This window comes from Bradyrhizobium sp. USDA 3364 (genome assembly GCF_054056355.1).
Genome location: NZ_JBSRYG010000002.1, coordinates 909,843 through 928,130, shown reverse-complemented (window position 1 = coordinate 928,130; position 18,288 = coordinate 909,843). Strand labels below are relative to the sequence as shown.

General features: G+C 57.8%; 15 protein-coding genes and 1 pseudogene. 5 read left to right on the top strand and 11 right to left on the bottom strand.

Annotation, left to right across the window (positions count from 1 at the left end; genetic code table 11):
* Nucleotides 1-727 precede the first annotated feature (727 nt).
* A complete protein-coding gene (locus ACVILL_RS04475) occupies nucleotides 728-1,444 on the bottom strand; it encodes a sulfite exporter TauE/SafE family protein (RefSeq protein ID WP_456728029.1) in 717 nt (238 codons plus the stop codon).
* A gap of 1,108 nt (nucleotides 1,445-2,552) precedes the next feature.
* Between ACVILL_RS04475 and ACVILL_RS04470 the strand changes: the two genes are divergently transcribed.
* Nucleotides 2,553-2,687: a hypothetical protein gene (locus ACVILL_RS04470; RefSeq protein ID WP_456728028.1), complete on the top strand. Its 135-nt coding sequence runs from the start codon at nucleotides 2,553-2,555 to the stop codon at nucleotides 2,685-2,687.
* Nucleotides 2,688-2,821: 134 nt separating this feature from the next.
* Nucleotides 2,822-3,547: a LuxR family transcriptional regulator gene (locus ACVILL_RS04465; RefSeq protein WP_456734161.1), complete on the top strand. Its 726-nt coding sequence runs from the start codon at nucleotides 2,822-2,824 to the stop codon at nucleotides 3,545-3,547.
* A 318-nt stretch (nucleotides 3,548-3,865) separates the two neighbouring features.
* Here the strand turns inward: ACVILL_RS04465 and ACVILL_RS04460 are convergent, their stop codons facing one another.
* The 10 genes and pseudogenes from ACVILL_RS04460 to nodD1 all read right to left on the bottom strand — a co-directional run bounded on the left by ACVILL_RS04460 (nucleotide 3,866) and on the right by nodD1 (nucleotide 16,154).
* Nucleotides 3,866-4,585 carry an outer membrane protein gene (locus ACVILL_RS04460; RefSeq protein ID WP_456734160.1) on the bottom strand — a complete coding sequence of 240 codons (720 nt, stop codon included), beginning with the start codon at nucleotides 4,583-4,585 and terminating at the stop codon, nucleotides 3,866-3,868.
* A gap of 871 nt (nucleotides 4,586-5,456) precedes the next feature.
* Entirely contained in the window at nucleotides 5,457-5,702 is a 246-nt protein-coding gene (locus ACVILL_RS04455; protein WP_456728027.1) for a hypothetical protein, read from the bottom strand.
* Nucleotides 5,703-6,704: 1,002 nt separating this feature from the next.
* Nucleotides 6,705-7,052, bottom strand: a complete 348-nt coding sequence (locus tag ACVILL_RS04450) for a NolY (RefSeq protein ID WP_253624362.1) — start codon at nucleotides 7,050-7,052, stop codon at nucleotides 6,705-6,707.
* A gap of 1,224 nt (nucleotides 7,053-8,276) precedes the next feature.
* Complete coding sequence (locus ACVILL_RS04445; protein WP_456728026.1) at nucleotides 8,277-9,305, bottom strand: LLM class flavin-dependent oxidoreductase; 1,029 nt, start codon at nucleotides 9,303-9,305, stop codon at nucleotides 8,277-8,279.
* A 164-nt stretch (nucleotides 9,306-9,469) separates the two neighbouring features.
* A pseudogene (locus ACVILL_RS04440) lies at nucleotides 9,470-9,727 on the bottom strand (transposase); the annotation flags it as partial.
* 769 nt (nucleotides 9,728-10,496) lie between these two features.
* Nucleotides 10,497-11,504, bottom strand: coding sequence for a branched-chain amino acid ABC transporter substrate-binding protein (locus ACVILL_RS04435; RefSeq protein ID WP_456728025.1), 1,008 nt, complete (start codon nucleotides 11,502-11,504; stop codon nucleotides 10,497-10,499).
* Between the two features lie 442 nt (nucleotides 11,505-11,946).
* Nucleotides 11,947-12,660, bottom strand: coding sequence for a MerR family transcriptional regulator (locus tag ACVILL_RS04430; protein WP_456728024.1), 714 nt, complete (start codon nucleotides 12,658-12,660; stop codon nucleotides 11,947-11,949).
* Between the two features lie 121 nt (nucleotides 12,661-12,781).
* Nucleotides 12,782-12,991 carry a hypothetical protein gene (locus ACVILL_RS04425; protein WP_456728023.1) on the bottom strand — a complete coding sequence of 70 codons (210 nt, stop codon included), beginning with the start codon at nucleotides 12,989-12,991 and terminating at the stop codon, nucleotides 12,782-12,784.
* A gap of 596 nt (nucleotides 12,992-13,587) precedes the next feature.
* Nucleotides 13,588-14,577, bottom strand: a complete 990-nt coding sequence (locus ACVILL_RS04420) for a LysR family transcriptional regulator (RefSeq protein ID WP_456728022.1) — start codon at nucleotides 14,575-14,577, stop codon at nucleotides 13,588-13,590.
* A 632-nt stretch (nucleotides 14,578-15,209) separates the two neighbouring features.
* Entirely contained in the window at nucleotides 15,210-16,154 is a 945-nt protein-coding gene (gene nodD1, locus ACVILL_RS04415; protein WP_456728021.1) for a transcriptional regulator NodD1, read from the bottom strand.
* Between the two features lie 442 nt (nucleotides 16,155-16,596).
* On the opposite strand from nodD1, the gene ACVILL_RS04410 reads away from it, so the two are divergent.
* Genes ACVILL_RS04410 through nodB form a run of 3 tightly spaced genes read left to right on the top strand, consistent with a single transcriptional unit; the run spans nucleotide 16,597 to nucleotide 18,275 of the window.
* A complete protein-coding gene (locus tag ACVILL_RS04410) occupies nucleotides 16,597-16,935 on the top strand; it encodes a hypothetical protein (protein ID WP_456728020.1) in 339 nt (112 codons plus the stop codon).
* Nucleotides 16,936-16,986: 51 nt separating this feature from the next.
* A complete protein-coding gene (locus ACVILL_RS04405; RefSeq protein ID WP_456728019.1) occupies nucleotides 16,987-17,619 on the top strand; it encodes a NodA family N-acyltransferase in 633 nt (210 codons plus the stop codon).
* Complete coding sequence (gene nodB / locus ACVILL_RS04400; RefSeq protein WP_456728018.1) at nucleotides 17,616-18,275, top strand: chitooligosaccharide deacetylase NodB; 660 nt, start codon at nucleotides 17,616-17,618, stop codon at nucleotides 18,273-18,275. Before ACVILL_RS04405 ends, nodB begins: the two co-directional genes overlap by 4 nt.
* Nucleotides 18,276-18,288: the final 13 nt, after the last annotated feature.

Below are 18,288 nucleotides of genomic sequence, written 5' to 3'. Positions count from 1 at the left end.
GAAGCTTCACAATCTGCCGCATCTTTGTCAGTCACGCCTGTTCAACTTGCGCAGACGGGATTTGAGCCCATTTGCAATGGTTTCCGCGACTTGGGCGGGAATTACTTTCGGAAGAATACCGTGTTCCGAGTTGCCTAGTCGTGCAGGATAAAATGGTACTCGCGAACGAGGACCGGGAAGGAATTTGGCGCGGCGCCTCCGCGAAGATGCATCGAGCAGAAAGCTCTTCTGGCTGGGATTTTCAGACAAGGAGTGCCGGTTGATGAAACTCAGGGGGCGAAATCGTACAACGTGACGCAGCGTGAGTTTCAATAGCCGTCGAACCGGCGTGAAAAACATTTTGCACTCCACGTCATAAGTATGGATGAGCCTCAATTCCGCCACGCCGCTTGTCTCATTGCGCCAAGCATCGTCACGGATGTACTGATGATGTTGGGGCTGCCCCGGCGCACTTCCAACCCCGGCAGGTGCGTCGGGGCGCTTTAATTCGGTCCCACCATTGTGAGCGCTGCGAGTTCACCAATTCCCAACCAGGCTGCAGGCTGTGCCGGAATCGTAAAAAGCGGGCATTGTCACCCTTCGCGCTCGCTGGCACGTCCAGGTCCGACAGATACGCATCTGTTCTGCTTCTGGGCATTAGGTCGTTCGTTTTGGAACCGTTCCGGCTGTTGTCATGAGCCCTGATGATCGCAACGAAAGCCCCCAGCAAAGGCAGATCGAACAGCATTTAGGTGCGAACCAACTGCACGCCGGCAATGAGAAGAACCGCCACGAGCATGAACCTGATAGCTGTTTGGCTCAGCCGTTTCAGGCCGACAACCGTTCCTGCGACGGCTCCTCCTAGTGCAGCGATTGCGTAAATGGCCGAATCCGAACACGGAAGCTGGCCTGTGAAAAGAACTCCGACGAAGCCCACTGTGGAGTTCGCCAGGATGAACGGAGGCGACAGCAGGGTGACTTGCCTGGCTGACGCCCAGTTCAGTGTCATGAGCGCGGGCGCCAGGAATACTCCGCCGCCCACGCCGGTCAGACCAGAAACCAACCCGATGACCGCCCCAATGCTTACGCTTCCCCAGGGCGGAGTTTCGCAAGCGCGATGGGCAACGCTCCCACGCCGAACAATCATCACAGCGCTCGCCAAAAGGAGGACAAGACCGGTCAACGTCCTGTAAACGTGCTCCCCGAGCACCAGCAAGCTGCCGGCAAGTGCTGCCGGCATTGATGACAACAGAAGCGGCCGGAGCGCTATCCAGTCGATGACTTTGTTGCGGTTTAAGAACCACGTGGAATAACTCGCGACAACAATGTTGAGGCCAAGCGCCGTCGGGCGCATCTCTGTAGAAGGCAAGCCGGAAAACGCCATGAGGGCTAGGAACGCGGTTCCACCCGCCTGACCAACCATTGCATAGAGCAGCGAGATAATCGCGAAGAACAGAGAAAGCATACTTCATCTACCCTGCGAAAAGTTCTTCGCCTGCCTTGCACCTAGCTCCATGGAGTTCGAATTTGTCTTTCCACGAGGGAAGAAGTCCAAGCGAGCGCTTAATCGGAGGCCGCGCGCCGCACCTGGCACCGGCTAAGGTTTCTAGACGATTGCCATTTGTGGGTCGGCTTCTTCAATTGCCAGCCTTGGTACTTGACCAGGATGTGAACGTGGTACGCCAGCGCCTGGCTGTTTGAAAGGCGCTTTGGGGGGGGCGCCGCGCCGAGCGGCACTCTTTCCAGGCCGCGGGAGGTTTGCGCAAGTGGCGCTGTCGCGTTTCCTCCAGATGTCGCCATTGCTCCAAGCGCGCGTGCGCCGAACCGGCTCTCTTCTCTTGAATTTCTTGTTTCGAGGATTGATTCGGAGAGGTCCCCAGTTGGTACGACACTTGCTGATCCGCTGCTAGGTCCTCTCCCTTATGGAGATGCGCATGCAAGGCGTCCTCTGCAGCCGGCAGGTCTCGTTTCGGCGCGTGTCTGCCGTTGCGCGCCTGGCGCGCGGATCATCTGTGCCTTCAATTCAGGTGCGCTGGACCTCTCTAACGCCCCTGATCAGGCGAGGGGCCGTTATATCACGCGGTCACCTGATGGCTCGGCTCTTCCGTGGTCGCCGATCGCGTTTCCGACGCCGTCGAAGGACGGAGGATCCGCGAAGAATCCGCGACAGCAATTCGCAGGATGGGGAAGAAACTATAACCTTTCCGTCGGGAGGAAACAGAAAGCCGATGTCGGAACTGCGAAGGTCGATCCCGGCGCCGTTAAGTTGGCCAACGTGCGCCATTTCGCCCGAATCGCGAAGCTCAACGTTCAGGATATCATCGTGCTCGATCTTGAGGCAAAGCCACGCGTCTTTCGGGCAGCACGGTCGCTCCTTGGGTAGAGACGATCTTGTCATTCATAGCTGGTTGGTGTCGCCAGTTGGATATCAAGGGTCATCGGGTTTGCCATGGCCGCCCTATCAAAAGCGATTCAGCTTTGGGGCAGCATCGAGGGCACAGACCATCGACACGCACGACAATGCGGTAATCGCCTGCTTGGCCTGCTGGTCATCGGCGAGCGAAATCAATCGGATGGAATTCGACGACGCTTCGGTCGTGGAGTGCCGTCCGGTGTCCGACGAGGATAGCGGCCGGACCCCGGCGCATGACAGGACCATTATCGCGCCGCAGTTGGCGGAAGGCGACATATTCGGGAATGGCGTCTGACGCAGCGCGTGCTCCAGACTTCACAAAGAGCAAACCTGAGAGTTCAGCTCATGGAACGGAATTTGGATCCGCCTGAAACATACGCAAGCGAACGCAGCGATGGCGAGCCGGACCGGCGTGCCGAAGCGCCCATCGTGGATCTTTTTAGCTTCACCGAGTGCGCAAACAAGACGCATTCGCTGAGAGCGTTGTTCGATCTTCTTGTAAACCGTGCCACCGAGGAAGGATTCAGTGAAGTTGCTTACGGAGCCCTCAACTTCGTCGAGCCGCTTCGGTTGGCTGAATATCCACCGCCGACTGTCGCCGTGAATTGGCCGCCGGCCTGGTGCGATCGATACTTCAAAGGCAAGTACCACACCATCGATCCGGTAGTCCGGCGGACGCCGATGCATTCGCGTCCGTTTCTGTGGGACCAACTCGCTGACCATTATCAGCTTCTACCGGACGAGAGACGCGTATTGGAGGAGGCTAGGGAGGCCGGCCTGAAGCATGGCATGAGCGTGCCTCTATTTGGCCCGTTGGGCCAAGTATCTGTGGTGTCCTTTGCATCTCCGTCCGACGATGCTGATCCTCGGAATCGCATCGGTCATCTTAATGCCCTGGCTTCGCTCTTTCACAGCGCCTATGGCGAGATTGCTCGACCCTCTAATGGCGGCTGTGGGAAAAACATTGCGTTATCGCAACGGGAGATCAGTTGCATGCGGTGGGTGGCAGAAGGGAAATCTTCCTGGGAAATCGGCATGATCCTAGGAATCAGCGTTAATACGGTCAATTTTCATATCAAGAATGCGATGCGAAAGCTGGGTGCGACCAGCCGGATCCAGGCGACCGCTATCGCCATTCGCCTCAATATTCTCTGAGATCCCATCCTCACTGCCAGGAAGTGCGATTGACGCCAAGCCCTGGCAAGGCTCATGTCATTCGAACAGTGCTTCGTTGAGACAGGCGACGTGAAACTCACGTTGCGTGAGGTTCTGGAGTTCGACGACGCATGTCAAGCCGACTGGTTTGGTGCCCTCGGGTGTGCCTGCGGTCTGCTCTGCCAGCCAGTGATCTAAGCCTAGACGAGCTTGAGCCGGTTCCGCGGGCTGGTTGCGAGGCGGTAGGGCAGCATTTCGAGAAAGAACCCCGACCGTTAGTCGGGGCTCTCGATTTGACGCTTGCGCGCGTGGGGTTCGCTATTTTGCAAACGCTGGGCCGAACTTGTAGTTGAGCCGTGCCGTGACAAGATCGATGTCCTGGTGAACGCGATCGAAGCCGACGGCCGCGGGGAAGCTTACGTTGCTGCCCTGCATGAACAAGTGATCATACTCGAGGCCAACCGACCAGTTCGGCGTCAGGCTGACTTCGGCGCCAGCGCCGAGCGCGCCACCCCAGCGCACATCGTTCCTGCCAAGCTCGGTGCCAGTGGCCACTGAGTTGACGTGATAGGTGTTGCTGGTCACCGCCGCACCGCCCTTGGCGTAAAGCAGCACGGCATTGAACGCGTAGCCGACGTGGCCCGTGAGCAATCCAAATGCATCTGTCTTGGTGCCAATGGTGTCCGCTGGGAAGGCACTGCTGACATTGGAGCCGCTGAAGTCGGCCCAGTTTCCCTGACCTTCGATGCCGTACACCGTTTTGAAGATCTGCCAGCGATAGCCGATCTGGCCGCCGACGGTGCCGCCGGTCGAATTATGGCAGCCCTCGGAAGTATCGCCGTTGAAATCCCAGCAATTGTGACTCGATCCCCAGCCGCCATTGAGACCGATATAGTAGCCGCTCCAGTCGTTGATCGGGGCTACGACCGGAAATGGGGGGGCCTTGATGTTGACAGGCTGCCCGGCGAGGTCAGCGCCGAATGCGGGAGCTGCAGCGCCGAGTGCGATGCTTGCGGTCAGAATCAGCAAATTCTTCATTCCAGTGTCATTCCTTTTGATGTCCCCCGGCGCCGTGCGTCTTAACAACATGATTGCGAATTGCTGTAACTGAGCCACAACATTCCTTCGAAAGAAATGAGTCGAAACGCACGGTGCGTTAGGTTGTGAAGCGCCCTAACTTGCGACGCCTCGGCGAAAATGCAGCGACATTGATAGAGCCCCTCGTGGCACCTTTACCTGCAGGCGATGCGATCGTGATGGCACTGTGCGACGCAATGCTGCGAGCGCATTTGCTGAAGCACCGTCCAACCAGGTTCCTGGCGATACCTCCGGCTGCGCGTCGTTCAGCGGGTTTCGTCATGAGCCGCACAGATGAAGGCGTCCTTATCGGGATGAGAGTTGAATATATCTTGAGTCAGGAGTCGTGTGGCGACTTAAGATTGTGGTAACGTCGGAAATGACCCATCAGAGCCATTGATCGATCGAAATTCGGCCATCCTGAATATCCGGGGCGGTATCTGGCGCGCTGTAACTGGCTCTTGCCGCGACAGGAAAGCCAATCGAGCTGGTGCGCCGCCAAGATCATCTGCCGCAGAATGTTGGTCACCGCGCCGGATGAAGCCCGCATCGAAATTGCCGAGACGCATGCCAAGCTGCCAGATACGGTGCGCATTGTGTCACGTCGGGACAGCGCGTGCTTGTCGCGCCTTCGTTGCCGGTGTGCTCCCGTTTCTATCCTACTGGTGTGGGGACCACGAGAGCTGTACAAGCAGGGCTCCCCGACGCAGTCGTCGGTGTAGAAGATGAGCAGAGAAAACTCAGATCGACCACGACCTGCCCCTTCGGGAGTTGACGATACCGTCCCGTTCCTGCCGATAACAAGGGTACCGGCCAGCTGGAGGGACGAGCCTTACTGTTTGCTCGGCGACGCCAGCTCCGCTCGTAAATTGCGTATCGCTTCGTTTGCCAGATGCAGGGTATTCCGTTCGCCGGTCCTGATCGAACACTCCAGTAATGCTTGCAAGCGGCGGTGAAGGAACGTCTTGAGATGATGCGCCAGAACTGGGTCCTTCTCGACAAAGCGCCACGCTTTTTCAAATGCGATGCTTACGATAGCCTCTGGCGTTTGCACCTGGCCGGATATGACCTGATCCATCTCAAAACTCCTCGACTCCTGGCACAAGGTAAAAGTCTCGTCCGAAGCGTACCGACGAGCTGCGGCCTGTCTTGAGTGGCAAGAAGTCGGAGCCACAGCAAAAATGCGTGTCGATCTGCTCGCGGCGTTACAGCGACCTTTTTATAGTGCGGTTTGTTGAAATCCGGATGACCGAATGTCGAAGTGCCAGCGCGAGTCGGACGATTCTGAATTGGCTGAAGAGACCCTGCGTTGACATTTGCCTCTTTGCGCCGCGCATCTTGTTGCGCGCCGTTCGCCCTTCGCCGTTCGCCGGAACCACACTCCCAAGAGTCAGTCAAACTACAGCCGTCCTACGGAGCAAGCCATTCGCTAGCTTCCAAACTGTCAAGGCTAAGAAGTGTTCTGGGTGATGTCGTATGCGCTCTTTATGTCGCGTCCAGCTGTGTGGCTCGTTCTCGACAATCCGTTCGCGTGCTTCCCGACATGCGTCAACAGCCTGGCCGCATCCGCGGGCTCCTGCGCACGCCACCACGTTTGTGATACGATTCGACTCCGGATGGAGCGCACCAAAGAAACGGCACAAGCTATCGCGACAATTGCGTTGATCTGCCAGGAGCTCGTTCTGGCGACGAAATATCAGGTGGCCCGCAAATTTAGAACAATGCGGCTGCGATCAGGGAGCTAGCTTATGCTGCCAAGATCCGAATATCGGAAGGCGCGGTCAACCGTGCGGTGCCTCGCACGAATATCTCGGATCATGCGTCCCCCAATCTGCCCTGGAGTAAACTGCGAGCGTGTAACATGCCATGATCAAGCGTTTGAGGTGCAGTCCAGCGGAGATCGGATGAATGTCTCGCTCCTCGAAGCGAAATGATCAGCACGTGGAAGCGGCTCACTCACCTAGCGGTGAGCCACAGTCTCGAAGCGGCCTTATCCGTGGGCAGGAGGGCACAGCCACGGTCGGCACAGCAATGAAGCTTTCACTGAGCGGCCGTCAATCGCAGAGGAGCGAAGCGGCCCTCAGCCCGCCGCACGTGCCAGAATCAATCTGGCAATCCGCATCTGGTTGGCCGGAGTGCGCAGTGCAGGCGGTAAGGCGGCCACTGCCTGATCGAGAAGGCGCCCCAAGATTTGAAGCTCTTCTGGATTGTAAACGCCATGGTCCCGTCTCATTCGCGCTGCTCGCCCGCCGCCAGGATGGCCACCGGTGCTCGTATCGCCGAGCTGGCCGAGCTCCAGTTCCGCTGATATCATCTCGTTCGTGAGTGCGTTGAGCAGCTGGATTGCCTCGAGCTCATTGCTCCCTTCGCGTACGAGAGTTGCCACGATATCGAGTTGTAGGTCGATGCGATCCTCAAGGTCCTGCATGCGTGAATTCGAAGGGTCAAGTTCCACAGTGTTGCTCCACATTAATTAGACGAGATTGACATGTAGTTTTTGTGTGTGTTCCCGTTTGCGAGGCAGCCGATGCGGCGCGCGACGGAATTTCCGCTGCACAAGACAACTCGCGCATGTGCAACCAAAGAAAGGGACGGGCTGGTCTCGCAGAACGACCTGAAGGAGGTATGGTCGCTATAGAGCGCTGTGCGCTGCGTGGTAGAACGCCCGTCTTTGATTGAGCTATCGAGCCGGCGTACTCCAAGCTAGCGGACCTCGCAGGAACGCCGTTGGCATAGGCGGAACCCACCAAACAGCGTGGAGCGGATGGGCGGCATGAGAACCCCGCGATCAAACGGCGTAAGTGGGCGGCTAGTGTTATCGCATGGCCTTTCGCGTCGCCGAAATCGACGTCAGTACGCGCCGCTGACACCAGCGCGTCCTTTTTGTGTTTAAGGAGGTTAGATGGCTGACGTCGCATTGCTTGAGAATCGCAACACCGCGAAAGTAACGGGGCTGTCCACCTGATTAGGCCGACAAGCCTTGCCGAGGCTGGCGCAAGAGCCAGTGCGGCTGCCTGGCTTCTATGCGACGCACGCATGCAACCCGGCCAATGCGCGTGAGAAGCACCTAATCTTCGGGGACGCCTTCAGGATGACGAAACTGCTGTCGGCTACTTCGAATGAGGGCCATAGGGTTCGGCGAGCCATCCGGCTGAAGCTGGACCGCTGGTGGCGCGATTTCAAAGGTCGAGGGATATCGTTGGTGATGTTGGCGCGAAAGACTTGAGCCGGCCTGCGACTTGGCAGAAAGCAAAGGGGGTCCATAGTCACACGAGCTTCGTCAAAGGTGCTTTCCGGAAATCGGTGAGCGACTATGGTGCATTTGGCTGAAATCCGTAAAATCGAAAGTTTTGATGGGATGCATCCAGTCCGCGGATAGTGCGCGCGACTATCCTTGACCTGCTCTGGACGACGCACAAGACAAGCCCGCATACGGGTTGAGCCACTTTGTCATGCCAACGCTATTCAACATGTCAAGTCGCTGCCGACGACATCGGCTGCGCGGCCGGCAAAGTGATGCTTGAGGTCGCGCCTATATCCTTATGAGTTTGGGATCTCCCGTCGAGCAAGAAAGAACGCCTTGATCGTATGCCAATGGGCACGTACGGCATGGGGCCGGGCATCCCGCAGTAGCGAAGTTGAACAGACATTGTCAGCCAAAGCTATCGATGACTTCGGCTCTGATCGCGCTCGCGGTGTATAGTGAAATGTCGAGCGGAAGGCTCCCGAATGCAAGCTGGCAGAGTAGGTAGTTGGTACCTGCCTCTTCCATCTGGTTAAGAAGCTGCTGTCGGGCGGAAGCTGGCGTTCCGACGACGCACAATTGGCTCTCCAGCGCTGCATCGAACGACAGCGGCAGGGTCGGCGGTGTCGGAGTGGCGTTTAGCTCGTAAAGGAACTTAAAGCTATCCAGCCATTGTCCATAAGCGGTTTCGGCAGCCGCATGAGCGTCTCCGTCAGATCTCGCAATCACGATCATACGAGCCAACCCCAGGAATGGCTCTCGATCGTCCGCGGCTGTGCAGCGCGCTCGACGGCAACGAAAAGCATCCGTAATGCTTCGGACAGCAGAGGCGGGGCCGACACATGCCAGATTTGCACCATTTGCTGCGGCCCATTCCGCTGATTCGGGCCGATTGCTGGCGATCCAGGTCGGTGGATAAGGTCGCTGAAGAGGCCTCAAAGTTAAGGGTACACTGTTCAGCTCAAAATGGTGTCCTTGGTAGGATAACGTATCGCCCTTCAGTGCAACATTTAAGATTTCGCTGGCTTCCATATAGCGGCTTGGCGCCGCGCCTGCGCTGATGCCGAAATAGCCCCATTCGATCGGCTGGGAGCCGCGACCGATACCGAGTTCGAGCCTGCCGCCGCTCAACTGATCAAGCATGCAGATCTCTTCGAACACGCGCAATGGATGATAGAGGTTGAGCAACAGAACAAGCGGACCAAAGCGAAGCCTGCGGGTGCGCTGCGCAAGACTTGCCAGAAACAGGTTCGGCGAGGGCCCTCTGCCATGAGGGGTGCAGTGGTGCTCCGCCAGGTGATAAGCGTAAAAGCCCAGAGAATCACACGCCTCCGCCAGCTTGAGACGATCTTCATACTGTCGCGCAATATCGCGACCGTCGTCGTCCAAGTGGTCAAAGATTGCGCATGTCAGTCTTGAGGGAAGGCCGCTTTTCACTCGATCATCTCCGATTCTGGAATGGGAGTCCTGGTTGCTTTGTGCCTTCGGCCTCAAAGACGTGGCGTGCATCACTTGGCCGATCTGGTTATTCTGCGGGAGCTAACGCTCTGGGCTTGCGCCATGCGGCGTGAGCGTGAGAACCTGCATATTGGTTGCGACTACTTTGATAGGAGTTCGCGAAGTGCATCCACGCCAAGCATGTGCTCGACCAGAAGCTTCTTTAGCTTCTCGTTTTCCTCTTCCAGCGCGTTCAACCGCTTGGCGGCCGAAACGTCCATGCCGCCGAACTTGGCCTTCCAGTCGCAGATCGTCGCTTCAGAGATCTTGTGTCTGTGAGCTAGATCAGCCGGTCTCGCACCAGCCCCATGCTCGTTCAGTATCGCCATAATTTGCTCTTCTGTGAATCTCGGTCGTTTCATCTGTCCGTTCCGTTTTGCACAGCGTTCCATCCTTCACCAAATGGATCGGCGGCTGTGCCCGAAAGCAGACGTCCAGGGATGCGCAGTCCGATAGGAGAGCTGATCGAAGTCATGTCGATATATTCTCAATGTTGTAACTCTGCCCGATTTTCGTGGCGCTATGCCTGAATTGCCGGCTGCCGGGATCAATGTGAGGTTGTTATCGACAATTCGCTTCACAACGAGCGGTTTGGCATCAAACTGGCCGGTGGTGGGATCGCGCTCGCACAGACCTTAAGTCTGACGCAAGTCGCTTGGGAGCGGTCGAGGCGCTGGCAGAATTGACGAGGAACGCGCTGGCGAAACAGCGATTGGATAGCAATCGCGTTTCGCGCAATGTGAGGTCGCCGGAAGTTGCGAAGTACAGTTGCATTTGTCAGCATGCGCGGTCGACGGGAGATTGCCGTGGCGGTTTGGTTGTCATGGCTGTTGTCGCATGAGCGGAACGGCCGGAACTGCGCAGCATTCCCGATCAGACTGTTGCGGATGTCTGACAGTGAAGCGTCGCAAGAACTGGCCTTAATCGGAATGCTATTTGTCTACCATCGGACGTAGCTCCTCCTCTACGTCGACGTCTGGTAATTCTGCGAGCGCTGCAGCGAGGGCGATAAGCGCTCCGAAAGCCGCGAGCACAAGAGAGCTCGCGAGTATAACGGCAGCAAGGTCCTGATGTCGTTTCATCATCTGTGTCGTGGCTGGGTTGGCGGAGAACGGCTGTGGATCGCGTCGATCAGTTCTGGTCGAGCACTTCAACACGCCCGTCGAGCCAGCGGTAAACCACAAAGCCTGGGCCTGCATTGTCTCCCTTGGTATTGAACCTGACCGAACCAGCGGCTGTTTCGATCGGTCGTGAACGGAGTTCGGTTGCGACCCGCGCAGCATTGAGGGAACCGGCCCGCTTCACCGCCTCTGCCCACGCCTGAACTGCGGCATAGGCGTAAAGTGTGTAGCCTTCGGACGACAGCTTGGAAGCCTTGAGTTTGGCCACGGCGTCGGCGGCATTGGCATTCGTTGCTACATCGGGCATGAAGGTAAATAGCGTGCCGTTTCCCGCGCTGCTGGTGATGCCCCAGAATTCGGAGGTCATCAACGGGTCGTTGGCCATGACGGTAAGGCCGGCCTCTGCTTCTGATGCCTGACGGATGATCAGCCCAATCTCGGTGTGATAACCGCCGATATAGGCGAGGCGTACCCCGTCCTTCTTCAATCTAGAGATCAGCGCCGTATAATCCTTTTCACCGGCTATATAGCTCTGCCGAATGACGTGTTCGCCGAATCCCTGAAGCTGTGCCTCAACCGCATCGGCGATACCTTTGCCGGCGGTGCTCTTGTCGTCGAGCACTGCGATCTTGTCACTATGGTAATGTCGGTGAATGTATTCAGCCGCAACGGTGCCCTGCTGGTCGTCGCGGCCGCAGATCCGAAACACGGTCTGGATGCCGCGTTCCGTTAGCTGAGGATTTGTCGAACCAGGTGATAATTGGATGATACCTGCTTCGGCATAGACGTCGGAGGCTGGGATGGACGAAGACGAGCAAAAATGGCCGACGACCAGACGCACCTGAGCCATTGCGAGCTTATTTGCAACGGCGACCGCTTGCTTGGGGTCGCAGGCGTCATCAGCGACACTCAGTATCACCTTGGTGTCGGGAAGCAGGCCCGAAGCGTTCAACGCCTCGACAGCCGCGGCGGCGCCGTTGCGCATCTGCGCGCCGAACGCCGCGCTGCTTCCGCTCATTGGGCCGGCCACGGCAATATGAACGTCCGAAGCCCGCGCAGTCGAGGCGAGGGCACAGAAAAGGAAGGCTGCACCTGCAGCTGGAATGTAACACCTATTCAACACTGCAGAACTCCTAGTGCTCACCTCGATCTAAAGCCCAACTGTCTGCGGCCAGCACGGGCCCGCAGGTACGGATCGCCAATCGAAGCATGCGTCAGCTCGGGCAACGACCATGGCGGAGCCTACAATTTGACGTTACGTGCGATTCAAGTCTTCCTTGAACGGGCGCTTCGCTCAATGCATCAGAGAAAGCGGCGGATCGCCGAGACCCTCGCAGAAACTCCGACCGGTGATTGGTGAAGCTGCCCGGGCATCAAAGCCTGCGGATCATGCCGAACCGCCATGATGATCGAGCCGGTCAAGCGGACCGGTCAAGCCGTCCGAAGCCGCCTTAGTGATCTCAATATGGCTGATCCTCCAGGCCGGAGAGGGCAAGATCGAGATATTGCATGAGGCAGGGATCCCAACCAGCCAAACTGCGTGGGGCGCTTAGGCGTGCGAGGACCTTCAGGATCGTCGAAACCCGAGAATCCGCTCCAGCGATTTCGCCGATCAGCAGGCGCGCGGCAATCGCGACGGCTTTCGCGCGCTCGCCGCAAGGGTGTTCGCCTCTATCCATACAATCACGGAGGTCGTCCCGAATGCGTCGCCATCGCTCCTCGCGCTCTGCAGCCAACTTGCATGTGCATCGGGATGTTTGACTACCTGTCTCAACCCGCGACATGGCGTCCAAGGCGGCAGGTAGCTCATCCACGCTGACCTGAACGTCACTGTCGGTCGTCATGTTGCGCAATCGATCTCGCAGCAGCGTTGCTCGAACAACTTGAAGCTCTATACGCTCCAAATGCTTGCGCAATAGGTCGGTCAGCGAAGTCGTGCCCTCCATAGCTTTACGAATCTCGTAAAGGGAGAAGCCGAGCTCACGTAGCGCCCGGATCTGATGAACCCGCTGGACGCTTTCGCGGTCGTACATCCGATGGCCGCCGTCCGTGCGCTCTGAAGCGGCTAACAGGCCGGTGTGTTCATAATGATGCAGCGTGCGTACCGTCACTCCGGTCGCTTCCGCAAGTTCGCCAATGCGCCATCGACGCCGTCTTGGTGTAGCTTTGCTCATGTTGTTCAATTTCAAAGCCTACAACCTGACGTCACGTTGGATTCAAGCCATTTCAAAGCTCTAGCTGGATCGTCTTCCATTCCAGCGCAGGAGTGGTGACTATCCTTAGAACGGCGCGCGATCAACCCGGAGGGGAAATGGTGATCAACAGATTCGTTAAACATGCCAGCTGGGTGTTGCTGGCCGCTGTACGCTCCAGGATGAGTTTGGCGATCGCCGTTCGATTTTCCTGAGTTCGCATTGATGGCGGCAGCGCGGAGACCGCCCTGTCAAAAAGACTTCCTAAGACAGAAAGTTCTTCGGGATCGAATACTCCACTGTATTGCTTCAACGTACGGCTCCTTGTTCGTCATGCGTCGGCATAGCGCACCTCGTCAAGACGTTTGGCCGAGGTGCGGCCAAAAGAAGTCAGATCGGCGGCGCAGAGAGACGAAGATGCGATGCGCTCTCGGGTGATGCGACAGAGCAACACGCGCGTGCGATGCCTTGCTTGGACGGAGCGAGTCCAACATTCATATGCACAATCAATCGGCACTGCGTTCGCTGTGGTGCTGGGTCTCCGACGAGTCCGGACCGTCCGCTCATGGAGCGCCACGACCGATTCCCCGCGTTGATGTGATTGGCCGCCGAGCCGATCCTGCCGTCTCGAGGGTGGCGCGGCCGCAAGCGGGCTTGCAATGCGCCAGCGTAGCTTTGGCGCGAGCACGTAGCGACCTCTCGGTCTCTCAAAGCCGGGCTAATGCTCGAGCGACCGCTTTACGTCGAGCCCGTCGCCGGTGCGAGAAGGACGGCCTCGGGCTTGTGACGGTCGCCAACTAAGAGCGGCTTTGACGAGAGGCAATGAGTTCGAGCGAGACGATCCGAAATTGCACGCGTTGGGACACGGTCCGGGTGCCGGGTTCGCTCACCTTTGCTAACGTCCTTACGCTAACGGCGAGACCGATCGTACGAAGGGGCCGGCATCATCCGCTGCTCCGAAGCGCTAATGCTGAATGCCTCTTCACGCGCAGTTGCTATGCGAGCTGCCTCCTGGAGCAATATCTCTCTCAGCCAGATGCTTTCTGGATTGCTGTTATTAAGGACTGGCCATTGGACCGCCTCGGTGAAGGTGGGGAATGGCTGGGGAAGCCTGGCAATCCGAAGCGGCGCGGTTCTTTGAAAATGCTTTGCGAGCCTTAAGGGTATGGTCCCTATGCGGCCTGTGCCCACTAGCAGGGGTGGGATCATGCTGAAGCTCTGCACTAGAATATCGATGCGCCGATTGAGGCCGAGATCGAGTAACAAGGAATCCTCGACGAAGCTCTTGCGTGCGCCTCCGAGCTTGACCGCAACGTGGCCCATCGACACATACCGATCAAATGTCAACCGCCTCAGTAGGTGACTATTCGTGTGGCAGCCCACGCAAACGAGACTCTCCTCGAACAAGGCCGCTCTGGGGTGTGTACCGGACATGAATAGTTCCGGCAGGATGACAAAATCGACCTGGCCGCGCCGAAGTAGCTCATCGTGTTCATCGGTGAGCGTCATCAGTTCGAACCTGACATTGGGTGCTTCTCGCGCGACGCGCTCCACGACGTGGCGGAAGAATACGACGGTTATGAAATCTGACAGGCAGATCCTGAACCGCCGGTTCGATCGGGCAGGGTCGAAGGCCTCCCGCGCGATAATCGAGTGCTGAATGTGCATCAGCGCCTCACGAACGGGAGCGGCAAGTCCCTCCGCGCGTGGGGTCAGGACAAGTTCTCGTCCTCTCATTACAAACAACTCGTCACCAAAGTAGGAGCGTAGTCGAGCGACAGCTGCACTCATAGCGGGCTGGCTAAGGCTGATCTTACGTGCCCCTGCAGTCAAGCTGCGCTCGGTCATTAGAGCATCGAGCGCGACGAGAAGATTAAGATCCAGTCCTTTGAAGCGCATATCTTCTTGTCCGTCGCAAACGTGCTTGCGGTGTATAAACGACCGGCCGCGGCCACGTCTGAGGCGGTCTCACCGGCTGGTCCGAACCGGTTTCGTCCCACCTTGCGATCGCGAGAGGAAGGTCGCGGAATCATCGCAACAATGGACAGTTCGGCCGTTGGCGGACATCAGAGGCCGGAAACCGTTACAAGCCCGTAGCTCATGGCTCGCCGCTCCCGCGCGCCTCGTAACAAGACCCGGTCTTAACTATTGGCACCAGTCCAAGTTTGTTCCGCCAAAGCCGTGAGTTCGGCTGTACGCCCGGTCGACCGCCGCTTAACGCAGCGCGAGCCAAGGCGGGCAGCCTACAACCTCACGCAGCGTGGGATTCAAGCGAATAATTGAACGTGCCGGACATTTGCTCACCAATAAGGATCATGGCCCGCAGCAACGCTGGGCGTCGACCTGTATCGCCGGTATCCCAACCTCAGCCGGAATATTATTACGCGCTCGACCTGCCAAGCCCTCGGAGCGCTTCGTTATCGAACGTCAGGCGTCTGCAACATCGCGCGTCGAGAAATGGAAAGCGTCGGCGGAGAATTAATGGCGTGCCGCAATACTCGAGACACGGCCGGAATCGCCTTATGCTGAACTTAAAATCGCCTGCGAGTAGATGTCTCGAGATGCTCCGATGCGATGTTGGACGCCTCTTCCAACAATATTCGCCTCATCCAAACACTCGCTGGGTCGGTGTTGTGGAACGCAGGCCATTGCAATGCTTCGGTGAATGTGGGTAGAGGCAAGGGTGGTGCGACAATCCGCACGGGCATCCGCTTTTCGAAGTGCCTAGCGAGTCGCAAAGGCATCGTGCCGATACGGCGGGTGTCCAATATTATGGGTGGGATAAGGCTAAAGCCTTGCACTACCACCTCGATCCGTCTCTTTAGGCCGTGTTCAAGTAAAAACCATTCTTCCAGGTTGGGCCTCAGCGTCCGTCCGAATTTCGCCGTAACGTGACCCATCGAAAGGTATTTTTCGAATGTCAGTTGTCGTGACAGCTGCTTGTTCGTGCGGCATCCCACGCATACGAGAGTCTCGTCGAACAGCGTCGCCTTGGGATGAGCGCTCGACATAAACAACTCCGGCAGAATGAGAAAGTCGACGTCGCCCCGGCGGAGCAACTCGTCGGGCTCATCCGAAAAGGGCAGCAATTCAAAGCGCACAGCCGGGGCTTCCTGTGCGATACGGTCCATAATTCGTCGAAAAAAGACGATTGTCATGAAATCGGAGAGAATGACCTTGAAGCGACGGCTGGACTGAGCAGGGTCGAACGAATCTCGCGAAATAATCGAAATTTGAATGTGGAAGAGGGCCTCACGAACGGGACCCGCGAGCGCTTCCGCGCCCGGTGTCGGGACGAGCTCTCGACCGCGCATCGTGAAAAGTTCATCGCCGAAGTAGGTGCGCAGCCGCGCGATTGCCGCGCTCATAGCGGGCTGGCTCAGGTTAATTTTACGCGCCGCGGCGGTGAGGTTGCGCTCGGTCATCAGAGCATCGAGCGCAACGAGCAGGTTTAGATCGAGTCCTTTGAATCGCATCTTTTGAGTCTATCCATCGTATGGATGCATTCTATCGAAACAATCGATTTTACCAAACTGCGGGATGTTGGATAGCAAACATCAGTTTAGAAGATGGTCGGAACACCAGGATGGCTGTCGGTCGTGCGTGGACTCTGGACAACCCCTTGAGCACGAGCGGCTGCTTGTCGGCTTCTTGGGCGGTTATTCAACGCGAAGGCGTACGAGTGGCGTCGGTCTTGACCAGCGCAACCCGCGTATCCGTTGCAACGCGAGCGCTCGGTAAACCTTCGTATGTGTATTCCAACCCTTTCCATATCGGCGGTTTACCCGCGTACACTTGAGGGCCGGATCAGCATCGCCCTAGTGTCGCGATACAGCGGCAGGCGCAGATTGCGGATGCCAAATAGATCTTGCGACAGTCGTTGGCTCGACTGTCAATCGCATTCGGGGCGTGTCGAAGATGCATGAGAACCAAGTTGATCTGGTGTCACTGGGACGCTCCCTCAACGAGGTGGTCCGCATCGATGGTCAGGTCACTAGCGGCAAAGCGCCGATGGCGGCCATAGACGAGGCAGAAGGGGTTCATGGTGCAGATAACATCTGCACGATCAAATCGCCCCGTCCGTACGCTTTCGGCACAGCATTCGGTCGGAATGGCAAGCCTCAATGGAGCGATCAGCTGATCGCACACAAAGGCGCCACCCCAAGCGATCTGCTCCGGCGCCGGGCGCGCAAAGGAGAGCCGGCATCCAACAAAGCGCGACGGCGCATTCTCGATCGATCTGCGTCCGGTGAGTGAGTTTGTGTGACAGACCCCCTTCTTGAGATTACTCGCGTAGGAAAGCCTACCATGAACATTGTCGCATCTCGGGCCACGGAAGCTCCTTCCGCGCGTACGCAAGTTCATTGGAGCGTTCGCTGGGAAAGCGAGCTGCGGCTTACCGAGCATGCCGAGCTCGCCGAATTTTTTCGCAAGAGTTACGGGCCGACCGGTGCTTTCAATGCGCAGCCATTTGAAGGCAACAGAAGTTGGGCCGGCGCTAGGCCTGAGGTCCGCGTGATTGGTCGCGACGCCCATGGTGTAGCTGCTCACGTCGGACTACTGCGCCGCTTCATCAAGATTGGTGCAGTCGATCTACTCGTGGCCGAACTTGGGCTGTATGCCGTGCGGCCGGATCTCGAGGGACTGGGAATCAGCCACGCAATGCGGGTGATGTATCCTAAACTGCACGAACTTGGAGTCCCGTTCGGCTTCGGCACGGTCCGGCCCGCGCTTGAGAAGCATCTTACCCGACTGGTGCAAAGACAGGGCCTCGCCACCCTCATGTCGGGCCTTCGCGTCCGCTCCACGCATCCGGATGTCTATCCCAATTTGTCGCCGATCCGCATCGACGAGGTGATCGTGGTGGTGTTCCCGGTTCAAAGCGCGATCAGCGAGTGGCCCGCCGGCGCGATGATCGATCGGAACGGGCCCGAGCTGTGAAGGAGCTTGTCCCCGTGTCTGCCGTTCCTTGCGACTACGCTGATGTGAGCGGAAGCTTCCCCGTCTATTTGACCTTTGACGACGGGCCAAATCCATTCTGCACGCCAGAGGTTCTCGATGTGTTGACGCAACATCGGGTGCCAGCGACGTTCTTTGTGATCGGTACCTACGCAGCCGAGCAGCCCGAGCTCATTCGGCGGATGATCGCGCAAGGCCACGAGGTGGCGAACCACACGATGACGCATCCGGATCTGTCCAGATGCGGGCCGGCTCAGGTGCGCGGTGAGGTGCTAATGGCCAGCGAGGCGATTCGTTCGGCGTGTCGGCAGGCCGCGCCCAGGCACATGCGGGCCCCCTACGGCAAATGGACCGAAGAGGTGCTCGCTACGTCGGCGCAAGCTGGCCTTACGGCTGTGCACTGGTCGGTCGATCCAAGAGATTGGTCCCAGCCCGGGGTGGACAGAATTGTGACTTCGGTACTCGGAGCCGTTCGACCGGGTTCGATTGTTCTCCTGCACGACGGATATCCTCCTGATGAGGACGTGACGTGCGCTGATGCAACTCGGCGAGATCAGACGGTTAGAGCGCTCTCTTACCTGGTTCCAGAACTACAAAGCCGCGGCTTCGTGATCCGTCCCCTCCCTCAGCTTCACTGAACAACAACTGGCA